Origin of the sequence: Campylobacter sp. RM10537 (genome assembly GCF_022369435.1) — a bacterium.
Lineage (GTDB): Bacteria > Campylobacterota > Campylobacteria > Campylobacterales > Campylobacteraceae > Campylobacter_D > Campylobacter_D molothri.
This window is the reverse complement of sequence record NZ_CP059597.1, coordinates 1432291-1451899: the sequence shown is the minus strand read 5'-3', so window position 1 is coordinate 1451899 and position 19609 is coordinate 1432291. Positions and strand designations below refer to the sequence as shown.

Annotated in this window: 20 protein-coding genes; 12 read left to right on the top strand and 8 right to left on the bottom strand. The window is 28.5% G+C overall.

Translation table 11 applies throughout. The features are described from left to right. Positions 1–4: 4 nt before the first annotated feature. From CMOL_RS07370 to CMOL_RS07355, 4 genes are all read left to right on the top strand, one after another. Positions 5–1168 carry a hypothetical protein gene (locus tag CMOL_RS07370; protein WP_239820260.1) on the top strand — a complete coding sequence of 388 codons (1164 nt, stop codon included), beginning with the start codon at positions 5–7 and terminating at the stop codon, positions 1166–1168. Positions 1169–1260: 92 nt separating this feature from the next. Continuing rightward, on the top strand, positions 1261–1668 hold the full coding sequence (locus CMOL_RS07365) for a hemerythrin domain-containing protein (protein WP_200279616.1): 408 nt from the start codon (positions 1261–1263) through the stop codon (positions 1666–1668). A 145-nt stretch (positions 1669–1813) separates the two neighbouring features. Then, entirely contained in the window at positions 1814–2995 is a 1182-nt protein-coding gene (locus CMOL_RS07360) for a NifS family cysteine desulfurase (protein ID WP_239820259.1), read from the top strand. Positions 2996–3007: 12 nt separating this feature from the next. Next, positions 3008–3979 (top strand): iron-sulfur cluster assembly scaffold protein, encoded by a 972-nt coding sequence (locus CMOL_RS07355; protein WP_200279610.1) that lies wholly within the window; start codon positions 3008–3010, stop codon positions 3977–3979. A gap of 18 nt (positions 3980–3997) precedes the next feature. Here CMOL_RS07355 and CMOL_RS07350 read toward each other — a convergent pair whose 3' ends face one another. Next, complete coding sequence (locus tag CMOL_RS07350; RefSeq protein ID WP_239820258.1) at positions 3998–5863, bottom strand: mechanosensitive ion channel family protein; 1866 nt, start codon at positions 5861–5863, stop codon at positions 3998–4000. 5 nt (positions 5864–5868) lie between these two features. After that, a complete protein-coding gene (locus CMOL_RS07345; RefSeq protein ID WP_239820257.1) occupies positions 5869–6498 on the bottom strand; it encodes a carbonic anhydrase in 630 nt (209 codons plus the stop codon). A gap of 160 nt (positions 6499–6658) precedes the next feature. On the opposite strand from CMOL_RS07345, the gene CMOL_RS07340 reads away from it, so the two are divergent. The 8 genes from CMOL_RS07340 (at position 6659) to CMOL_RS07305 (ending at position 12486) form a co-directional block, all read left to right on the top strand. Then, positions 6659–7351 (top strand): Bax inhibitor-1/YccA family protein, encoded by a 693-nt coding sequence (locus CMOL_RS07340; protein ID WP_200279602.1) that lies wholly within the window; start codon positions 6659–6661, stop codon positions 7349–7351. Between the two features lie 105 nt (positions 7352–7456). Beyond that, on the top strand, positions 7457–7798 hold the full coding sequence (secG, locus tag CMOL_RS07335; protein WP_239820256.1) for a preprotein translocase subunit SecG: 342 nt from the start codon (positions 7457–7459) through the stop codon (positions 7796–7798). A gap of 12 nt (positions 7799–7810) precedes the next feature. Further along, positions 7811–8368, top strand: a complete 558-nt coding sequence (gene frr / locus CMOL_RS07330) for a ribosome recycling factor (RefSeq protein ID WP_200279596.1) — start codon at positions 7811–7813, stop codon at positions 8366–8368. Between the two features lie 2 nt (positions 8369–8370). Continuing rightward, positions 8371–8979, top strand: a complete 609-nt coding sequence (pyrE, locus tag CMOL_RS07325; RefSeq protein WP_200279593.1) for an orotate phosphoribosyltransferase — start codon at positions 8371–8373, stop codon at positions 8977–8979. Then, entirely contained in the window at positions 8980–9402 is a 423-nt protein-coding gene (locus tag CMOL_RS07320; RefSeq protein ID WP_239820255.1) for an RDD family protein, read from the top strand. Beyond that, on the top strand, positions 9395–10417 hold the full coding sequence (locus tag CMOL_RS07315) for a ribonucleotide-diphosphate reductase subunit beta (RefSeq protein ID WP_200279587.1): 1023 nt from the start codon (positions 9395–9397) through the stop codon (positions 10415–10417). Before CMOL_RS07320 ends, CMOL_RS07315 begins: the two co-directional genes overlap by 8 nt. 14 nt (positions 10418–10431) lie before the next feature. Then, positions 10432–11808, top strand: coding sequence for a nicotinate phosphoribosyltransferase (locus tag CMOL_RS07310; RefSeq protein WP_200279584.1), 1377 nt, complete (start codon positions 10432–10434; stop codon positions 11806–11808). Between the two features lie 48 nt (positions 11809–11856). Then, complete coding sequence (locus CMOL_RS07305) at positions 11857–12486, top strand: protein-L-isoaspartate(D-aspartate) O-methyltransferase (RefSeq protein WP_200279581.1); 630 nt, start codon at positions 11857–11859, stop codon at positions 12484–12486. Between the two features lies 1 nt (position 12487). On the opposite strand, the gene CMOL_RS07300 is transcribed toward CMOL_RS07305, so the two are convergent. The 6 genes from CMOL_RS07300 to CMOL_RS07275 form a co-directional block, all read right to left on the bottom strand. Next, positions 12488–13576 carry a DNA adenine methylase gene (locus CMOL_RS07300; RefSeq protein ID WP_200279578.1) on the bottom strand — a complete coding sequence of 363 codons (1089 nt, stop codon included), beginning with the start codon at positions 13574–13576 and terminating at the stop codon, positions 12488–12490. A 9-nt stretch (positions 13577–13585) separates the two neighbouring features. After that, positions 13586–14311, bottom strand: coding sequence for an EcoRI family type II restriction endonuclease (locus tag CMOL_RS07295; RefSeq protein ID WP_239820254.1), 726 nt, complete (start codon positions 14309–14311; stop codon positions 13586–13588). 10 nt (positions 14312–14321) lie between these two features. Next, on the bottom strand, positions 14322–14840 hold the full coding sequence (gene infC, locus CMOL_RS07290; RefSeq protein WP_200279575.1) for a translation initiation factor IF-3: 519 nt from the start codon (positions 14838–14840) through the stop codon (positions 14322–14324). After that, a complete protein-coding gene (thrS, locus tag CMOL_RS07285) occupies positions 14837–16648 on the bottom strand; it encodes a threonine--tRNA ligase (protein WP_239820253.1) in 1812 nt (603 codons plus the stop codon). The genes infC and thrS overlap by 4 nt, the downstream gene beginning before the upstream one ends. A gap of 126 nt (positions 16649–16774) precedes the next feature. Continuing rightward, complete coding sequence (locus tag CMOL_RS07280) at positions 16775–17572, bottom strand: undecaprenyl-diphosphate phosphatase (protein ID WP_239820252.1); 798 nt, start codon at positions 17570–17572, stop codon at positions 16775–16777. 7 nt (positions 17573–17579) lie between these two features. Then, a complete protein-coding gene (locus CMOL_RS07275) occupies positions 17580–19571 on the bottom strand; it encodes an OPT family oligopeptide transporter (protein WP_239820251.1) in 1992 nt (663 codons plus the stop codon). Positions 19572–19609 lie beyond the last annotated feature (38 nt).

The window sequence follows — 19609 nt, the reverse complement described above, 5'->3', positions numbered from 1 at the left end:
AACGATGACAATAAATTCGGCAAATCCTTATCAAAATTTGGCTTTGTCTAATCCTTTAAATAATAGTTCTGCTTTGAATTTGATCAAGGATAGAGAAATTTCAAATTTGAAAGAGGATCATCATTTAGAACAATTAAATTACATTTTTAATAATATAAGTTATGCGAGTGAGTTTGGTTTTAGAATCAATGAACAGGGCTTTTTCGATAAAGATTTAAATAAAATAGCTAATATTCCAGAATCCTATGATATTCATATCAAAAGTGTTAGAAATATAGCAAAAGAATTAACAAAGCAAGATGAAAATTTTAACTATAATAAAATAGATTTGCCCTATCTTTTAAATAGTTATTATAACTCTTTAAAAGCAATTAATAATGAATTTATAGGAGATGATAATATCAATTTAAGTCGCAATAGCATTTCAAAACTTTCAGCAGGTTTTTCCACGGAAAATGGAGAATTTTTAGGCAAAATTACAAGAATTTATAATAATCAAGAAGAGTTAAATTCTGCATTAGATAAAAATCTTCATCTTAATACCTTAATGCTTGATAATAAAGTTATTAGTTTTCATTTTGATAAAACCTTAAATAATACTTCTTCTAATGAAATTTTAAAACCTTATTTAACAAAAAATTCAGAGGTCTCAAAATCAGGACTTTTAATGAATTTTATTTATCAAGATATTAAGACTCAAAATGAGAATGAATTTAACTTTTTTATGAAACCAGTTAACTTAGATATTACCTCTCGTCAAAATTTGCAAAAAATTCTTGATGGAAAAATGGATATTGAAGATTATATTAAAAAAAATAATGAAGAAAAAATGAGTTTTGATTTATATCTTTATGTTAATGGGGTCAATAAAAAAACTATTTCTAAAGATAAGCTTTCTGTTTTTTTTCAACAATATATTAATTATCAAAAAGATATGGATTTGAAAGAATTTGCTAATTCTAGTTCAATTTTTCAAATTTATACTGATCAAATAAAAAATGATTTTAATGATTTAAAAAATGAGTATAAAAAACAAAGCGAAGATGTATCCAGAATAGATAAAGCAAATTTTACGCGCTCTAGCTCTATAGATCATTTTCTAGATCGTCGCCAAAAGCAAGCGAATTTAAATAAAATACTTAACTCTTATATGTCTGTTATGATGTAAATATAAAAAATAATATGAATTTAAGTATTTAAAAATTATAATCTAAATTTTAAACAATAATTTAAAATTATCAGTAAATGAAAGTTTAAATTATGATTTCTAACCAAAAAATTGTTTCTATGAATAATGAGCTTTTAGATTCTCAACATCAAGATATTTTTGAAATTTCTATTAAACTTTCTTTAATGAATCATCGACATATTAATTCTAAAGAATTAAAAGAAGTTTTAAAAGAATTGCTTGTTATGCTAAATCGGCATTTTTCGGATGAAGAAGCTTTTATGAGAGAAATTAATTATCCTTTTATTAAAGAGCATATGAAAATTCACCGAAGTATTATTTTTGAAATTGAAGAAATAATCGTAAGAGAGGCAAGAACAATCCACGTTTTAACTGAAAAGTTGGATTTAGTAGTGAGGGATTTTATTATAAATCATACCTCAAAAGAAGATTCTAAAATAACAAAATACTATGAAAAAAAATTAAAAAATTTAATTTAATATTTTTTTATTTTTCTTAATTTATAATTTAATTTTTAGTATTTAAACTAAAATTAATAAATTTCTGTTATTATCTGCTATGTGATTAACAGGATAAAAAATATCCTAAATGAAAAATGGATATAATTTTATTAAGGATGAAAAAGTGAAAGTTTATTTAGATAATAATGCAACAACAATGATTGATCCTAATGCTTATGAGCTTATGTTGCCATTTTTCAAAGAAATGTATGGTAATCCAAATAGTCTTCATCAGTGGGGAAGTACAACGCATCCAGCCTTAAAAGAAGCTTTAGATAAGCTTTATATAGGACTTGGTGCTAATGATTTAGATGATATAGTTATCACATCTTGTGCAACTGAAAGTATCAATTGGGTCTTAAAAGGTGTATATTTTGATCATATTTTAAACAAAGAACGTAATGAAGTGATTATTTCTAGCGTAGAGCACCCAGCTGTAACCGCAGCAGCATATTTTTTAAAAAGTCTTGGCGTTAAGGTTATAGAGCTTCCGGTAAATGAAGAGGGTGTTTCTACTGTAGAAGATTTACGTAAGGTAATTTCTGATAAAACTGCACTAGTTAGCGTTATGTGGGCTAATAATGAAACAGGTATGATCTTTGACATCAAAGCTATGGCTGAACTTTCTCATGAATTTGGAGCCCTTTTTCATACAGATGCAACACAAGCAGTAGGTAAAATCAAGGTTAATTTAAGAGATGTTGGCGTTGATTTCGCATCCTTTTCAGCGCATAAATTTCATGGACCAAAAGGTATTGGTGGATTGTTTATTAAAAAAGGACTTAAACTTACTCCATTATTACATGGTGGAGAACACATGGGTGGTAGAAGAAGTGGGACTTTAAATGTACCTTATATAATAGCTATGGGAGAAGCTTTACGCATAGCTAATACTATGCTTGATTTTGAAGATTCTCATATACGTCGTTTAAGAGATAAATTAGAAGATAAAATTTTAGCTTTGCCTGATACAACCGTGGTTGGAAGAAGAGAACATAGAGTTCCAAATACTATTTTAGCAAGTATAAAAGGTGTTGAAGGTGAAGCTATGCTTTGGGATTTAAATAAAAATGGCATAGCAGCAAGTACGGGTTCAGCATGTGCTAGCGAAGCACTTGAAAGTAATCCTATTATGGAAGCAATCGGCGCAGAGCATGATTTAGCACATACAGCATTAAGACTTTCTTTATCAAGATTTAATACAGAAGAAGAAATTGATTATGCTGCAGAACAAATAAAAAATGCAACACAAAGATTAAGAAAAATTTCTTGTACTTATGCTTACAATCCAAATAATTATAAATAAAAAGGATAAAAAATGGGAAAGAATAGTTTAATTGGAGGATCGATTTGGGATGAGTATTCTCAAAAAGTTCAAGATAGAATGAATAACCCTCAACATATGGGAGAATTCAGTGAAGAAGATGCTAAAAAACGTAATGCAAAACTTATTGTGGCTGATTTTGGAGCAGAAAGTTGTGGAGATGCGGTAAGACTTTTTTGGCTGGTTGATGAAAAAACAGATAAAATTATCGATGCAAAATTTAAAAGTTTTGGTTGTGGAACTGCTATAGCAAGTAGCGATACTATGGTGGATCTTTGTATAGGAAAAACCGTAGATGAAGCAGTAAAGATTACAAATTTAGATGTAGAATTTGCCATGCGTGATAATCCAGAAACTCCAGCTGTACCACCTCAAAAAATGCATTGTTCGGTTATGGCTTATGATGTTATTAAACAAGCTGCTGCTCACTATAAAGGAATTGATCCTGAAGATTTTGAAGATCAAATTATAGTTTGTGAGTGCGCTAGGGTAAGCCTTGGAACCATTAAAGATGTTATTAAACTTAATGATTTACACACAGTTGAAGAAATCACTCAATATACCAAAGCTGGTGCTTTTTGTAAATCTTGTGTAAAACCAGGTGGACATGAAAAAAGAGATCATTATCTTGTAGATATTTTAGCTGAAACAAGAGCTGAAATGGATAGAGAAAAATTAAAAAATGCAACAAAAAACGACGTTGCTTTCGATGAAATGACTTTAGTGGGTCAGTTAAAAGCAGTAGAAAACGTTTTAGATACAGAAATTCGCCCTATGCTTCATAATGATGGAGGTGATTTAGAGGTAATTGATATACAAAAGGCTGAAGGTGGCGCTATTGATGTTTATATTCGCTATTTGGGTGCCTGTAGTAGTTGCTCTAGCGGAAGTGGCGCTACTTTATATGCTATTGAAAATATTTTACAAGAGGAATTAAGTTCAAATATTCGCGTTATGCCAGTATAAGAATAGCAAGTGCTATTCTTATGGTTTTAAATTAAGTGGAGGTAAATTTTCTATATAAATACTACGACTTGGGAAGGCAAAAGTTAAACCATTTCTTTCAATAATACGCATAAATTCAAGCATTAATTCTTGTTTAGCTTCTCTAAATTCTTTTGAATGGATGGATTTGGTATAAAAGTATAATTCTATATTAATACTACTGTCTGCAAATTCACTTAAACCTACATAGCAAGCATTTTTATAACCTTCAAGATCATTAATTGATACTAAATTTTGGCGGTATTTTGTTGTATGATCTCCATATTTTAAAGCACCATCATCTTCGTGAGCTACTAATGGACTTGAATTTAAAAGCTCTTTTAAATCTTTAATGCAATTATCTAATTTTTCAGGGGTAGCATCATATCCTACTCCAAGATACATTTTTATATGACGTCCCATACGACGTTTGCTCCAGTTTTTAATATTAGCACCCATAATGGTTGAATTAGGTAAGAAAACTAAGCAATTATCAAAAGTTCTTATGGTTGTTTTTCTAAGTCCTATTTCAACAACAGTTCCCTCTATACCTGAAACCTCAACCCAATCTCCTTGATTAAAACTATTATCAAATAATAATAAAATTGATGCAAAAAAATTAGCAATAATATCTTTAGCTGCCAAAGCAACAGCTAAACCACCAATCCCTAAAGAAGCAATGATAGCTGAGATATTAAAACCAAGTTGAGCCAAAATATAAAGTAAAGCTATAATAATAATAATAAAATATAAAATTTTAATGACTAAATTAACTACTTCTTTTTTCTCACTTTTCTTAGCTAGTTTGGATACTAAAACCACACCATAACCATCAAGAATTTTTAAAATAAGCCAAGCTATTAAAACAGCGTAAATTATATTAAAAAGATTACTCAGGCCTATATTTAAAGGCGCAGGATAAAACGCTATAGTAAGGCAAAGCGAGAAAGCATAGCAAATGAGTAAAATACCTACTGGCTTTTTAATATTTCCAATAAAAATAACTTTAATATCATCAGCTTCTTTTTTATTACGATAAATTAAGCGCACAAGAAAAAAATAAACTATATTGGAAAAAAAGCGTCTTAGGGAAATAAAAAAAATCAAAACTAAAATAGAAATACTTATTTTTCCGACATTTAAAAAATCAATATTGACAAAGGCATTGATTTTATCAATCCAAATTTGAAGCCCTAAAAGAGAGAAAAGATAATTGCTTTCTAATAAATGAGCATTGGAGCGTAAATATTTTAAAATTTCCACATAAGCATTAAAGGTATTGTTGATCATTGCTTCTTTAGTGGCAATTTTTTCAAGCTCTTTTGGATTTGTAATTTTATTTTTATATTCATCCAAATCAATATTAATTAAGTTCTGCAAATCCTCCATTGCTTTATCAACTGCAGATACTATGCTTTCACTATCAGCTGCATTTTTAAAAAGTTTTTCTAACTCAAACAAAGACGAAAAAAAACTCTCAACCATATTAAAATAGGTAAGATTTAAGGTTGTGTCTACATAAATAAAGGGTTTATTTAAACTTCTTTGCTGCAATTTCAATAATTCTTGTTTTCTTTTTAAGAAATTTTCTATAGCCTTTTCATCAATTTTTTGTTCGACTATCATATCAGGTATTTCAGATAATATAGTTTTTTTATCCCTTTCAAATTCTTTTAAAATTCCACTATAAGAACTTGAATTTTCATCGTTATTTTTTCTAAATTCTCTAATTTGATGTTCAATTCCAATATATTTTTGAATTAAACCATAAATTCCAGAATTTTCGCTTGCATTGGTGTCAATGAGTTGTAAATCATCGCCATGAAGATATAAAAAACTTAAAAAAATTAAAATTATTTTTTTCATTATTATCATCTCCTATTTTGAATTAAAGTAAAGGTTTTTTCTTTAAAATTATATTCATAAATTTCGCCTGTTTCGATAATATAATACCAAGCATGAAGTTCTATTTTTCCCTGATTTAAAGCTTCTTCAACTCCAGGATAAGTAAGAATATTTTGCAAAGAATTGACTAAATTTAATTTTTCTGTAAGCCAAGATCTCATAGCTGTATCGTTTTTTGATATCGATTTTATATCTTGTTTAATAGGTTCAAGCAACATAAGCCATTTTTTTACATTTGGAATTTTACTTAATTCCTCATCAGTATAATAAAGCGCATTACATCCACCGCAATTACTATGTCCGCATACAATAATATTTTTAATATGCAAAGAATTTAAAGCATATTCTATAGCAGAAGTGGTTGCTAAAAAATCCTCTCCTATGCGATAAGGTGGTACTATATTTGCAATATTTCGAATGACAAAAAGTTCTCCTGGTCCTGTATTGGTGATTAAATTAGGAATTACTCTTGAATCAGAACATCCTATAAAAAGAGTATGAGGATTTTGCTTATTTTTGAGACTTTCAAAAAGCTCTTTATGCTCTTTAAAATCTTGCTGCATAAATTTAATTGCACCGCTAATAAGATTTTCCATAAATACTACCTAGAAAATAAAATTAAGATAATTTATAATTATAACAAAATCTAAAAAATGTATTTTAAAATACTTAATATGAATTTTATTTTAAGAAAATAAATTGTTAAATCAAATCTGATATAATTTCGTTTGTACAATTATATCAAAGGAGAATGATATGAGTCTTTATGATAGAGACTATTCAAAATCAAGAGAATTTGAAAATACAAGAACTAGTGATCTTGGCATTTTTATCAAGCAAACATACCAACTTTTTGCAGCTTCACTTTTAGCTGCTACAGTAGGTGCTTATGTAGGAATTTTTGCTTTAGCATCATTTTTCATTGAATCTTTAGCAACATTTTGGATTCTTTTTTTTGTGGAAATAGGATTATTATTTGCTTTAATGTATAAGAAAAAAGAAGCTCCATTAAATCTTATTTTACTTTTTGCTTTTACCTTTTGTTCAGGTTTAACACTTACACCTTTACTTATTTCTGTTCTTGCTTTACCTGCAGGAGGAATTATTATAGCTCAAGCTTTTGCTTTAACTACTGTGGCATTTGCAGGTCTTAGTATTTTTGCTATGAATACGAAAAAAGATTTTACTATGATGGGTAAAGCTTTATTTATAGTTTTTTTAGTTGTTTTTGCAGCATCTTTGATTAATATTTTCTTACATAGTAGTATATTTAGCTTAGTGATTTCATCAGTATCTGCAATATTGTTTTCATTTTACATTCTTTATGATACTCAAAATATTATTCGTGGAAACTATGAAACTCCAATTGAAGGAGCTGTAGCACTTTATCTTGATTTTGTAAATTTATTTATTAATTTACTTAATATTCTAAGAAGTCTTAACAGATAATTTTTGCGTCGCAATGACGCAAAAATACAATAATTTCAAATCTTTTCAAGTTTTATTTCGCTAAAATATTTTAAGTTAAAATTATTTCAAAGATTAGGAAAACTTATGATTACTCTTTTAACTGTCCTGCAATTCGTCATTGTTGTCATTATTTGTATAGCTGTTTTATTGCAAAAAAGTTCAAGCATAGGTCTTGGGGCTTATAGTGGAAGCAATGAAAGTCTTTTTGGCGCAAAAGGACCTGCAAATTTTTTGGCTAAATTTACATTTATAATGGGAATTTTGTTAATTGCTAATACTATAGGTTTAGGATATTTGTATAATCATACAAAAAAAGATTCTTTAGCAGAAAAAATTAAAATAGAAACTAATGCAAGTATTCCAAGTACAATCAATTTGTCAAAAATTCCATCTATGCCACAAAATGACACAAATGCAAGTAAATAATTAAGGAAAAATATGATTAATGAAATTTTAAATAAACAAAAAAGTCAAAATGATAAAAGTTTAGAAGCTTTAAAAAAAGACTTTACAACCTTAAGAACTGGTAAGGTTAATATTCATATATTAGATCATATTCAAGTTGATTATTACGGTAGTTTAACACCCTTAAATCAAGTTGCAACTGTTTTAGCTAGCGATGCTTCAACTATTAGCATCACCCCTTGGGAAAAACCTATGTTAAAAATCATAGAAAGTGCTATTGCTGCAGCAAATATAGGCGTTAATCCAAACAATGATGGAGAAAATGTTAAATTGTTTTTTCCTCCAATGACTAGGGAGCAAAGAGAAGAAAACGTTAAACAAGCTAAAGCTATGGGTGAAAAAGCAAAAGTTTCTATAAGAAACCATCGAAAAGATGCTAATGATAGCATTAAAAAACTAGAAAAAGACAAAGCAATTTCAGAAGATGAAGCAAAAAAAGCATACGATGAGGTGCAAAAGATTACAGATTCTTATACTTCTAAAATTGATGAAAGTGTTAAAAATAAGGAAACAGAGCTTTTAAAGGTTTAATAATGAATTTGGAAGAAATTTACAAAAATTGTCAAGCTTATTTAGAGGGTCATTTTTTATTAAGTTCTGGAAAACATTCTCAATTTTATCTTCAAAGTGCAAAGGTATTAGAAGATCCTGCTTTAGCTGAAAAATTATGCAAAGAATTAGCAAAAATAATTTTTGAAAATTCTATAGAATTTGATAGCATTTGTTCTCCAGCTTTAGGAGGAATTTTAGCAGGATATGAATTAGCTAGAGCCTCTAATAAACGTTTTATTTTTACTGAAAGAGTTAATAAAGAAATGACATTAAGAAGAGGTTTTGCGGTTAAAAAAGGCGAAAAATTTATCATTTGCGAAGATATTATTACTACAGGTGGTAGTGCTTTAGAAAGTGCAAAAATCATAGAAAATCTTGGAGGAATTGTAGTTGGCTTTGCTGCTTTGGCAAACCGAGGTTTTTGTGCAGTTAAAAATTTAAATACTCAAGCAAAAGATAATGCTAAACTTCCTAGCAATATCCCCCTTTTTACTTTAGGAAATTTTGACTTTGAAATTTATGATGAAGAAAAATGCCCACTTTGTCAAAAAGGAAGCAAGGCTATTAAACCTGGAAGTCGCGGGAATTAAATGAAAAAGACAAAAGCTAGAATAGCTTCGCGTTTTTTGCGATTTAAAGCTTTTGTTATTGATATTTTTCTTATTTATGTGCCCATTTTATATTTAAGTTATTTTTGGTTAGGATCTAAGGATGCTTTTTTGCATAGTAGTTTTACTACAGCCTTATGTTCCTTTCTTTTTGGATTAATTCAAGCTTTATTTTTGCAAAGAACGGGTCAAAGTCCTGGTTTAAAAGCTTATGATCTTTATTTAGTAGATTTTAAAAGCGGAAAAAAAATTTCTTTTTTAAAAATTGTACTTAGATATGTTATATTTTTTATAAGTTTTGGTTTATTGGTGGGAATATTTTTTAGTTTCATTAGAAAAGATTCTCTTAATTTACATGATATATTAACTCAAAGTTGTATATTAGAAAGGTTAAATAATGCATAGAAAAAGAATTTATAATCCCAATTCAAATGAAACTCTTGGAGAAAGAAAAGTTTTTGATGGAAATCCTCATGGAATTCTTAATTTTACAAAAGCGAAATATACTTGGGCTTTAAAACTTTGGGATGTTATGGAAGCAAACACTTGGTTTCCTAAAGAAGTTGATACAACTAAAGATGCTCTTGATTATCGCTGTAATCTAACTTCTGGCGAGAAAAGAATGTATGATTTAGTTTGGTCTCAATTGATTTCTATGGATAGTTTTCAAACCAATAATCTAGCAGATAACATAAATCCTTATATTACCGCTCCTGAAATTAATGCAGTTTTAGCAAGACAAGCTTATGAAGAAGCCAATCATTCAAAATCTTACGCAGTTATGGTAGAAGCAATTTGTGAAAATACGGATTTAATCTATGAAATGGAAAAACACGATGCAACTCTAAGGGAAAAAAATGATTTTATCTCTAATATCTATGAAGAATTGGCTGGTGATGTAGATGATAATAAATTGTTGCTTGCGATGGTAGCAAATCAAATTTTGGAAGGAATTTATTTTTATAGTGGATTTACTGCAATTTATGCCCTTGCTAGAGCCGGTAAAATGCTGGGTTCAGCACAAATGATTCGCTTTATACAAAGAGATGAAATTACACATTTGCTTTTATTTCAAAATATGATTAATTCAACACGAAAAGAAAGACCGGATCTTTTTAATGAAACCAATATTAATAAAATTTATGAAATGTTTCAAAAGGCAGGAGAATTAGAAATTAAATGGGGTAAATATATCACTCAAAATCAAATTATGGGATTTACAGATGATATTATTGAAGAGTATATTCATTATTTAATCGATCAAAGATTAATAGCAATTAATCTTGATAAAATTTATAATGCCAAACATCCTATCAAATGGGTTGATGATTTTTCTAAATTTAATGATCAAAAAAGTAACTTTTTTGAAAGCAAAGTAACTAACTATTCAAAAGGTAGCATTAGCTTTGATGATTTTTAAAATTTAGGCAATTTATGGAGAATTTTTCTACAAAAAAATCTAATTTAACCTTGCTTTGTGATTTTTATGAACTTACTATGATGCAAGGTTATTTTTTAAATGGATTTGAAAATAAAATTTGCTATTTTGATGTATTTTTTAGAAAAACTCCAGATAATAATTCTTTTGCTATATTCGCTGGATTATCTGAAATTTTAGATTTTGTTGCAAATTTAAGTTTTAATGCAGAGGATATAGCATATTTACGTTCGAAAAATATTTTCTGTGAAGAATTCTTAAATTACTTACTTGATTTTAAATTTAATGGAGAAATTTATTCTGTACAAGAAGGTGAAATTATTTTTCCTAATGAACCCTTTATGATTATTAAAGCTAATCCCATAGAGGCACAATTTTTAGAAACTTTTTTATTGTTAAATATCAATCATCAAAGCCTTATTGCTACAAAAGCAAATCGTATAGTAAGGGCAGCTAAAAATCGTCCTGTTTTTGAATTTGGATCACGCAGAGCGCATGGAAATGATGCTGCAATTAAAGGAGCTAAAGCCGCTATTATAGGCGGATGTTTTGCAAGCTCTTGCACCTTAGCAGGAAAAAAATATGATATCAATATAAGCGGAACAATGGCACATTCTTGGATACAAATGTTTGATAATGAATTCGAAGCTTTTTGTCATTATATAGAACTTTATCCCAAAAATCCTATTTTGCTTATAGATACCTATCATTATGAAAGTGGTTTAAAAAATGCTATAAAAGCTTTTAAAAAATACAATATTAAAGAATGCGGAATTAGAATAGATTCTGGCAACTTAGCCTTTTTGAGTCAAAATATCCGTAAAAAGCTTGATAGTGAAAATTTGAAAGAATGTAAAATTATTGTTTCCAATTCTTTAGATGAATTTGAGATAGAAAAATTACAAAATTTACCTATAGATGCTTTTGGCGTAGGAGAAAGATTGATTACTGCTTCAAGCAATCCAGTATTTGGTTGTGTTTATAAACTTGTGGCTATACAAGAATTTGATATAATAAAACCTAAAATTAAAATCAGCGAAAATAACTCAAAAACAACCTTGCCTCATTTTAAAAAAATTTTTAGAATTTATAATAAAAAAACAAAAAAAGCGCTTTATGATGAAATTTATATTTATGATGAAAAATTAGATGAGTTAGATGATGATCTAGAAAGAAAAGAAATGCTTCAATGTGTTTTTAAAAATAATCAAATTCAAATAAAAAATTTAAAAATATCTCAAATTGCATTATATACAAAAAATCAAATTAATTCCTTAGAAAAAAATATACTTTGTGATAATTCTCAATATTTGATTAAAATTTCTCATAAATTACAAATTTTAAAGACCAATTTAACTCATCAAGCTGATTAATTTTTTAGAATAATTTTGTTACAATTTTTCGTTTATTTAGGAGAGAAAATGAATTTATTTGAACAAAAAAGATGTAAAGCTATGGCTGAAGAAATCGCACAAAAAGTTTTTATCAACCATGAACTTTTTAATGCCTTTTGTCAAGTACCGCGTGAAATTTTTTCTCCTTTAAAAGCACACGCTTATCGTTTAGATGCTCTACCCTTAGCAAATTCTCAATGGATTAGCTCTCCTTTAACTGTTGCTAAAATGACTATGGCGCTTGATTTTAAAGATGCTGATAGTGTTTTAGAGGTTGGTTGTGGTAGCGGCTATCAGGCTGCTATTTTAAGTCGTGTGATTCGAAGAGTTTTTACAATAGAACGTATAGAAAAATTAGCAAAAAGTGCTTCAGAAACTTTTAGAACTTTGGGATTTAGTAATATTAATGTTCGTTTTGATGATGGGCAGCTTGGATGGCCAAATTATGCACCTTATGATAGAATTTTATTTTCTGCTTATGCGACATCTATTCCAGAAATTTTGCTTGATCAGCTTGCAGATGGTGGGATATTAGTTGCTCCTATTTTTCATAATCAAAAACAATACATTACCAAAATAACAAAAAATGGTTTGAAACTACAAAAAGAAATTCTTGAGGAATGTCTTTTTGTACCTATAGTTGATGGAAAAGAATAGATCACTTAACTAAAATATATAATTGCTCTTTTACATAAAGAGCACGATTTCTTAAATTTCTACTTCCTCTAAAGGCATTATATTTTTGTTCAATAATATAACATTTTCCTAATTTTTCTAAACGCTTGATAAAATTTTCTTTTTTTATAAAGCCTTCGCAATTATAAGATAGTAAAATAATTTTAGCTTTAAGTTTGAAAATCAAATCAAATAGTGCATCTTCAGCACTTTTAGCATTATTATAAATACTTCTATTCCAATTTTTTGGAATTCCACTTATTTGAGAAATTTCAACAGGTTTTTGATAATTTGCAACTAAATTAAGCATAAAATAGTTAGATCCATAAGGATGTTGGTTGTAAGGTGGATCAAGATAGATCACATCTAACAAATCTATTTCTTTGGCTAAACAATTAGCGTCTTTTTGTTCTACAACAAAAGGACATTCAAAATTTGAAAATATTGGCAATTTTAAATCAATTTTACCTTTGATACGCTTTAAAGCATTTTCCCCTTCACCGCCAAATTTTCCTATTCCATTTTTATCTTTATAAAATCCTTTAAAAACTCCACTTGTATTAGAATGAACACTCGCTTCATATAAAAGTGGCGCGATAAAAAAATGTTTAAATTCATTTGGAATTTCTTGCTCAATTTTTTTTCTTAAAGTATCTAAATATATAGCATTTTCTATGGTATAAAAAACTCGGTCATTTTTTTGAATTCGTTTTTCATCTTTTGGAGCGTATAATTCGCTTATAAAACCTTTTTCAAAAACAAGATTTGATAAAAGTTTTTCATAAAAAAAATATAGGTGATTTTTTAATTCTTCGTTTTGATTACTCAGATAGCATTTATTAATAATTTTAGAATAATCTTCTAAATCATTAGCGAGTATAAAATTTGAATGAGCTTTAGCAAAGCGACTTACAATTCCAGAACCACTAAAAATATCACAAAAACTAAATTTATCTTTTTTAAGTTCTTTTTTGGCAAATTTAAAACCTTGTCCTAAAAAATCTAATAAAGCTCTTTTATTACCAAGGTAAGTAATGATTTGTTCTTTTAAAAAGGCAGGATTTTCTTTCATGATACTCTTTTAAAAAATATAATATCTTAAGGAAGTTTCAGCAATTTCTTTCATAATAGCATACATTTCATCTACTTCCCATTTTTCTTCCCTAAAATACATGCTTACTGGAGAAAAATAATTATGATCACTATTGCCATCGGTTTTAAAAATATAAGTTTTATTAAGATAGTAAAATTCATTTAAAACGTTTAATTTGGCCAAAACTGTTTTTTCATTACTTGCAAAATCACAACCCCAGCCAAAACAAACAAAAGGAGTAATTTTTTCATGATTTAACATAGCTTTAATTCCTGTTAAATTTTTACCCAATCTTTCAATGGCATTTCCTGTAGCTTGTTTATTTTTCCCTTCTTTTTTTCGTAAATCATTTGTACCTTGACGCTTAGCTTCCGTAATAAGTAGAATTTTTTTATATAAAGGGTCATCTTGTTTTCTCAAGAAAAGGACTCCACCGTCAGGTTTGATTTTATTATTAAGAAATGTAGTGTCAAATTCAGCTCTAATTTTAGTTGATTTTATATTATTGATCATAAAAGAAATTTCTATATGTTTTTCTATTTCAAAATAATAATTTCCATCTATAAAATTAGAGATTCCTTCTTTTAAAAATCTTTGTTCTAAATACTCTTTTGTTTTATTCATAGCCAAATCAATATTTAAATCATCTAGTTTTGAATATTTATTTTTAGGCTGATGTTGATTTATATTTTGTATTAAATTTTCCCTAGGCATTGAAAACCCGTTAAGATTTTTTAGGCGTTACAAGCATATTGACATAACGACCTTCAAAATTAGGTTCTTTATCACGATTTGCTTCATTTTCTATCATGATCCAAATTTTTTCAAGCAAAGCAATTCCTGCTTCAGGAGTAGCCATTTCTCGACCTTTTAAAAATACGCGAAATCTTACATGCTTACCTTGAGATAAAAATTCAAGAGCGTGTTTAACTTTATAATTGATATCATTTTGAGCAATTTTAATCGAAAGCTTAATTTCTTTTATATCAATAACCTTTTGCTTTTTCTTAGCTTCTTTTTGCTTTTTTTCTTGTTGATAACGGAATTTTCCATAATCCATGATTTTACATACAGGTGGTTTAGCATCAGGGGCTATCATAACCAGATCAAGCCCTAGTCTATTAGCTATTTCTAAACCTTCATCACTACTAATAATGCCATAAACTTTGCCATCATCACCTATACATCTTATTTCATCCGCTCTTATCTCATCATTGAGCAATACTTCTTTTTCTTTACTCAAAAATATACCTCACTTATTTTCTCCTTAATTAAAGTTATAAAATCATTTAAACTAAGATTTCTTTGTTCTTTAGCTCTTCTATCTCTTAGAGCAACGCTGCGTTTTTCCAACTCTTCATCACCTAAAACCAAAATCATTGGCAATTTTTGTTTTTCTGCAATTCGAATTTTTTTATTTAAACTTTCATTTTTATCATATATTTCACAATCTACGCCAAGTTTTAAAAGCATATCATTGATTTCTTGTGCATAAGAGATATGATTATTTGAAATTGGTATGATACCTACTGCTGTTGGAGCTATAGAAAATGGAAATTCTCCTGCACAATGCTCGGTTAAAATTCCTATAAATCTTTCAAAAGAACCCAAAATAGCACGATGAAGCATAACAGGTTGTTTTTTCTCATTATCTGTATCAGTATATTCAAGTTTAAAGCGATTTGGTAAATTAAAATCTACTTGTATGGTTCCACATTGCCATTTTCTTTTTAAAGCATCAGTAATTTTAATATCAATTTTTGGTCCGTAAAAAGCTCCACCACCTTCGTCAATTCCATATTTTAAGCCCTTTTCATCTAAAGCTTCTTTTAAAGCATTGGTCGCTATATCCCAAATTTCAAGATCTCCTATAGCTTTTTGAGGTCTAGTAGAAATTTCCATTTCGTAAGTGAAGTTAAAAAATTTCATTAGCCCATCAACAAAATTTAAAATCTCTAAAACTTGATCTTTGATTTGGCTTGGCATACAAAAAATATGTGCATCATCTTGAGTGAATTCACGCACCCTTAAAAGCCCATGTAAAACTCCACTTTTTTCATGTCTATGCACAACACCATATTCAAAGAATTTTAAAGGTAAATCTCGGTAACTTCTAATATCGCTTTGATAAACTTTTATATGCCCAACACAATTCATAGGCTTAATGCCGTATTCTTGTTCATCAATTTGTGTAAAATACATATTTTCTTTATAATTATCATAGTGTCCACTTATTTTCCATGCATCAGCTTTTAAAAGTTCGGGCCCTCTTACAGGCTCGTATCCCCGAATTCTATGGGCTCTATAAAGCATTTGTTCTAATTTACTTCTAAGTCTTGCACCATTGCTTAACCAAATAGGCAAACCGCCTCCTATTTCATCATCAAAGGTGAAAAGTTTTAATTCAGTGCCTAATTTTCTATGATCTCTTTTTTTAGCTTCTTCAATGATTGTTAAGTATTCTTTTAAACTTTCTTTATCGGCAAAAGCTGTCCCGTAAATACGTGTCAACATTTCTCTTTTTTCATCACCACCCAAATAAGCTCCAGCAACTCGAGTGAGTTTAAAAAAGCGTAAAAATTTTGTATTTGGTACATGTGGACCACGGCATAAATCTTCAAAATCACCTTGAGTATAAATACTTACTTGTCCATCAGGAATACGAAGCAAAACTTCTTGTTTTAAATCATCATTTTGAAATTTTTGCAAAGCTTCTTTTTTACTTATTTCATATTTGCCAATTTCAATCTTAGATTCGACAAGTTCTTTCATCTTTTTTTCTATTTTTATTAAATCCTCTTCATTGATTTTAGAATCAACACGAAAGTCATAGTAAAAACCATCTTCTATCACAGGGCCAACAAAAAATTTAGCTTCAGGATATAAAATTTTAATCGCTTGTGCCATTAAATGCGCACAAGAATGGCGTATTACTTCTAAGCTTTCTTTAGAATTATCAAAATAAATTTCTTTTAAGTTATTTTTAGATTGAACACTTTGTAAATCAACTATCTTTTCAGTATCTAAAAATGCAATAATTTCTTTTTCCATATTAAATTTCACCTTTAAGCTCACTAACTCTGCGAGTTTTAATTTAAATTTATAATTTTATCTTTGTCTGCCTTAATTTTTTTTAAAAATTAATTTTATTAAATAATTTTAAAACAATATTTGAATTTAAAATTGATCTCCTGAATTTAAAATTCCACTATAATACAAATAAAAAAACAAAATTCCTAGAATAATTCTATAAATTCCAAAAGGGATGAAATTAAATTTTGTGATAAATTTTAAAAAAAACTTTATAACAAAAACAGCAACTACAAAAGCTGTAATAAATCCTATTGATAGAGGAATTAAAGAATTAGCATCGCTAAGTAAATTAGGCTCTTTATAAATTTTATATAAAGTAGCTATAATCATCGTTGGAACAGCTAATAAAAAGCTAAATTCTGCTGCACTTTTGCGATTTAAACCCAGTAATAATCCACCAATAATACTTGATCCACTTCTTGAAGTACCAGGTATAATAGCTAAAGATTGAATAATTCCTATGCAAAATGCTTTTTTATAAGTTATTTCATCAAGTGAATTAATCTCGTATGTTTTATTTTTATGGTATTTTTCAATGATGATAAATATTATCCCACCAATAATAAGCATACTAACTACAACATAACCATTAAATAATTCTTTCAAATATTTTTCGGCAAAAAGTCCGATAAGACCTGTAGGGAAAAAACCTACTGCTAATTTAAACCAAATATCAAATCCTTGAATCAAACGTTTCCAAAAGACAAAAATGACAGCTAAAATAGATCCAAGTTGTATAATGATTAAAAAACTTCTCCAAAAATCATCCATTTTAAGTCCCAAAATCGTTCCACCTAAAATCATATGACCAGTTGAAGAAACAGGTAAAAATTCGGTTAATCCTTCAATAATTCCTAATATTAAAGCGTAAAAATTTTCCATAAACAACCTATCTATTTTTAATGATTCTTTTAATAAAATATAATATCACAGCTACAAAAAATATAAAAGCAAATAATGCGCTATCATGAAAATTTTTAAAATTTAAAGCCAAAATATTTTCATCTCCACCCATACTAACAGAAAAAACTGTAATAGCTGCAATAATAACACCAAAAATACTTTCTCCAACAATTAATCCTGAAGCGAATAAAATACCATTTTGTTCACATGCAGCTATTTTTTCTTCTTTTTTAGAATTATTTTTATATTTTCTTTTTAGATATTTCATCACGCAATATTTTAAAATTCCTCCAATAATTAATGGTATATTAACATCAGGCGGCAAGTATATACCAATTCCCACTGCTAGAGGTGGTAAAGACATTTTACTCATCTTTTTTAAAACTTTATCTATAACAACAATGATAATACCCACACCTACACCAAAAAGAATATAGTTCCACTCTATATTGTGATTAAATATTCCTTTAGCTATTGTACTCATCAAATTAGCTTGTGGTGCATTTAAGGCTAAAGAGGTGTCCATATTTGCTCTTGGCATTGCTCCAACAAAACCATAAGCTTGATAAAGTAAATTTAAAACAGGAACAATGGCTAAAGCGCCAAAAACACAACCTACAAGCAAGGAAACTTGTTGCTTCCAAGGAGTTGCACCTACTAAATATCCTGTCTTTAAATCTTGTAAATTATCATTAGAAATTGCTGCAGTAGCCAAAATAACACTTGTAGTAAAAATAGCTAAGGCAATGGCGAAATTCGAAAGAATCGGATCTTTAAAAAGTTCTGCACCTAAAAGTAAAAAAATGATTGAAGATGCAATAATACCGATTAATCCTATACCTGAAATAGGACTTGAGGATGAACCTACAAGTCCAGCCATATATCCGCAAGCTGCTGCTACAAAAAAACCTATTAATACTGCAATTAAAGTTCCAGCTGCTGTAAAAAGCAAATGATAAAATAAATTTAAATGCGCATCGCCAACAAAACTATAAAAAGTGATAAAAAGTCCTATAACCATCAATAAAAAAAGTATAAAAATATTTTTTATTGATAAATCTATATTTCTAGAATCACTGTTATTTGTATGAGGACTTTTGACATTACGAATAATTTCTTTAATTCCATCAAATACAGGTTTTAAAAGCTCTATCAAGGTCCAAAGTGCAGCTATAGCTATAGCACCAGTCCCTATAAGCCTAACTTTACTACTCCAAACTCCTGAGGCAAGCTCTGCTGCTTTTTTAATCCCATCAAATTCAAAACTTGAAAGATAAGGAGTAAAAACTCCCCAAGCTAAAAACATTCCCACCAAAAGCGCCATAGCTCCTGCTAATCCAACAAGATAACCTGCTCCCAAAAGAGCTAAAGAATATCCCATTGAAAAACCAAATGCCATTTTATTCCATATAAAAGCAAAACTACTTTCACTTGCAATCAATTTAAAACCGCTGCTAAATAAGCTATAAGAAGCTGCTATAATTCCACCTAAAGCAATTTCTTTAACACCTTTTTTACCTTTTTTTATTTCTTGATCTTTATTGGCCATTTTTAAAATTTCAGCTGCTGCTCTACCTTCTGGATAAGTAAGTTTACTTTCTACAACCATAGCTCTTCTTAGAGGTATAGTAAAAAGAACTCCTAAGCCTCCGCCACATAAGCAGATCATAAAAGTTTGCCAAAGAGGAAATTCGCTCCAATATCCACATATAAAAAGTCCAGGTATAACAAAAATAACCGAAGAAAGAGTTCCTGCTGCAGATGCTTGAGTTTGAACCATATTATTTTCTAAAATATTTGAATTTTTAAACAAGCTCAAAACAGCCATAGAAATTACAACAGCAGGTATAGAGGATGAAAAAGTAAGACCTACTTTAAGTCCCAAATATACATTTGAAGCTGTAAAGATAATGGTTAAAATACTTCCTAATAAAAGCCCTCTAAAGGTTAATTCGGGTAAAGAATGCTTTTTGCGCATAGTTTCTCCATTATTGAGTATATAATTAAATTATACAA

Coding starts and splice junctions, on each gene's coding strand:
- CMOL_RS07370 (WP_239820260.1), top strand. CDS start 5: ATGACAATAAATTCGGCAAATCCTTATCAAAATTTGGCTTTGTCTAAT.
- CMOL_RS07365 (WP_200279616.1), top strand. CDS start 1,261: ATGATTTCTAACCAAAAAATTGTTTCTATGAATAATGAGCTTTTAGAT.
- CMOL_RS07355 (WP_200279610.1), top strand. CDS start 3,008: ATGGGAAAGAATAGTTTAATTGGAGGATCGATTTGGGATGAGTATTCT.
- CMOL_RS07350 (WP_239820258.1), bottom strand. CDS start 5,863: ATGAAAAAAATAATTTTAATTTTTTTAAGTTTTTTATATCTTCATGGC.
- CMOL_RS07345 (WP_239820257.1), bottom strand. CDS start 6,498: ATGGAAAATCTTATTAGCGGTGCAATTAAATTTATGCAGCAAGATTTT.
- CMOL_RS07340 (WP_200279602.1), top strand. CDS start 6,659: ATGAGTCTTTATGATAGAGACTATTCAAAATCAAGAGAATTTGAAAAT.
- secG (WP_239820256.1), top strand. CDS start 7,457: ATGATTACTCTTTTAACTGTCCTGCAATTCGTCATTGTTGTCATTATT.
- frr (WP_200279596.1), top strand. CDS start 7,811: ATGATTAATGAAATTTTAAATAAACAAAAAAGTCAAAATGATAAAAGT.
- pyrE (WP_200279593.1), top strand. CDS start 8,371: ATGAATTTGGAAGAAATTTACAAAAATTGTCAAGCTTATTTAGAGGGT.
- CMOL_RS07320 (WP_239820255.1), top strand. CDS start 8,980: ATGAAAAAGACAAAAGCTAGAATAGCTTCGCGTTTTTTGCGATTTAAA.
- CMOL_RS07315 (WP_200279587.1), top strand. CDS start 9,395: ATGCATAGAAAAAGAATTTATAATCCCAATTCAAATGAAACTCTTGGA.
- CMOL_RS07310 (WP_200279584.1), top strand. CDS start 10,432: ATGGAGAATTTTTCTACAAAAAAATCTAATTTAACCTTGCTTTGTGAT.
- CMOL_RS07305 (WP_200279581.1), top strand. CDS start 11,857: ATGAATTTATTTGAACAAAAAAGATGTAAAGCTATGGCTGAAGAAATC.
- CMOL_RS07300 (WP_200279578.1), bottom strand. CDS start 13,576: ATGAAAGAAAATCCTGCCTTTTTAAAAGAACAAATCATTACTTACCTT.
- CMOL_RS07295 (WP_239820254.1), bottom strand. CDS start 14,311: ATGCCTAGGGAAAATTTAATACAAAATATAAATCAACATCAGCCTAAA.
- thrS (WP_239820253.1), bottom strand. CDS start 16,648: ATGGAAAAAGAAATTATTGCATTTTTAGATACTGAAAAGATAGTTGAT.
- CMOL_RS07280 (WP_239820252.1), bottom strand. CDS start 17,572: ATGGAAAATTTTTACGCTTTAATATTAGGAATTATTGAAGGATTAACC.
- CMOL_RS07275 (WP_239820251.1), bottom strand. CDS start 19,571: ATGCGCAAAAAGCATTCTTTACCCGAATTAACCTTTAGAGGGCTTTTA.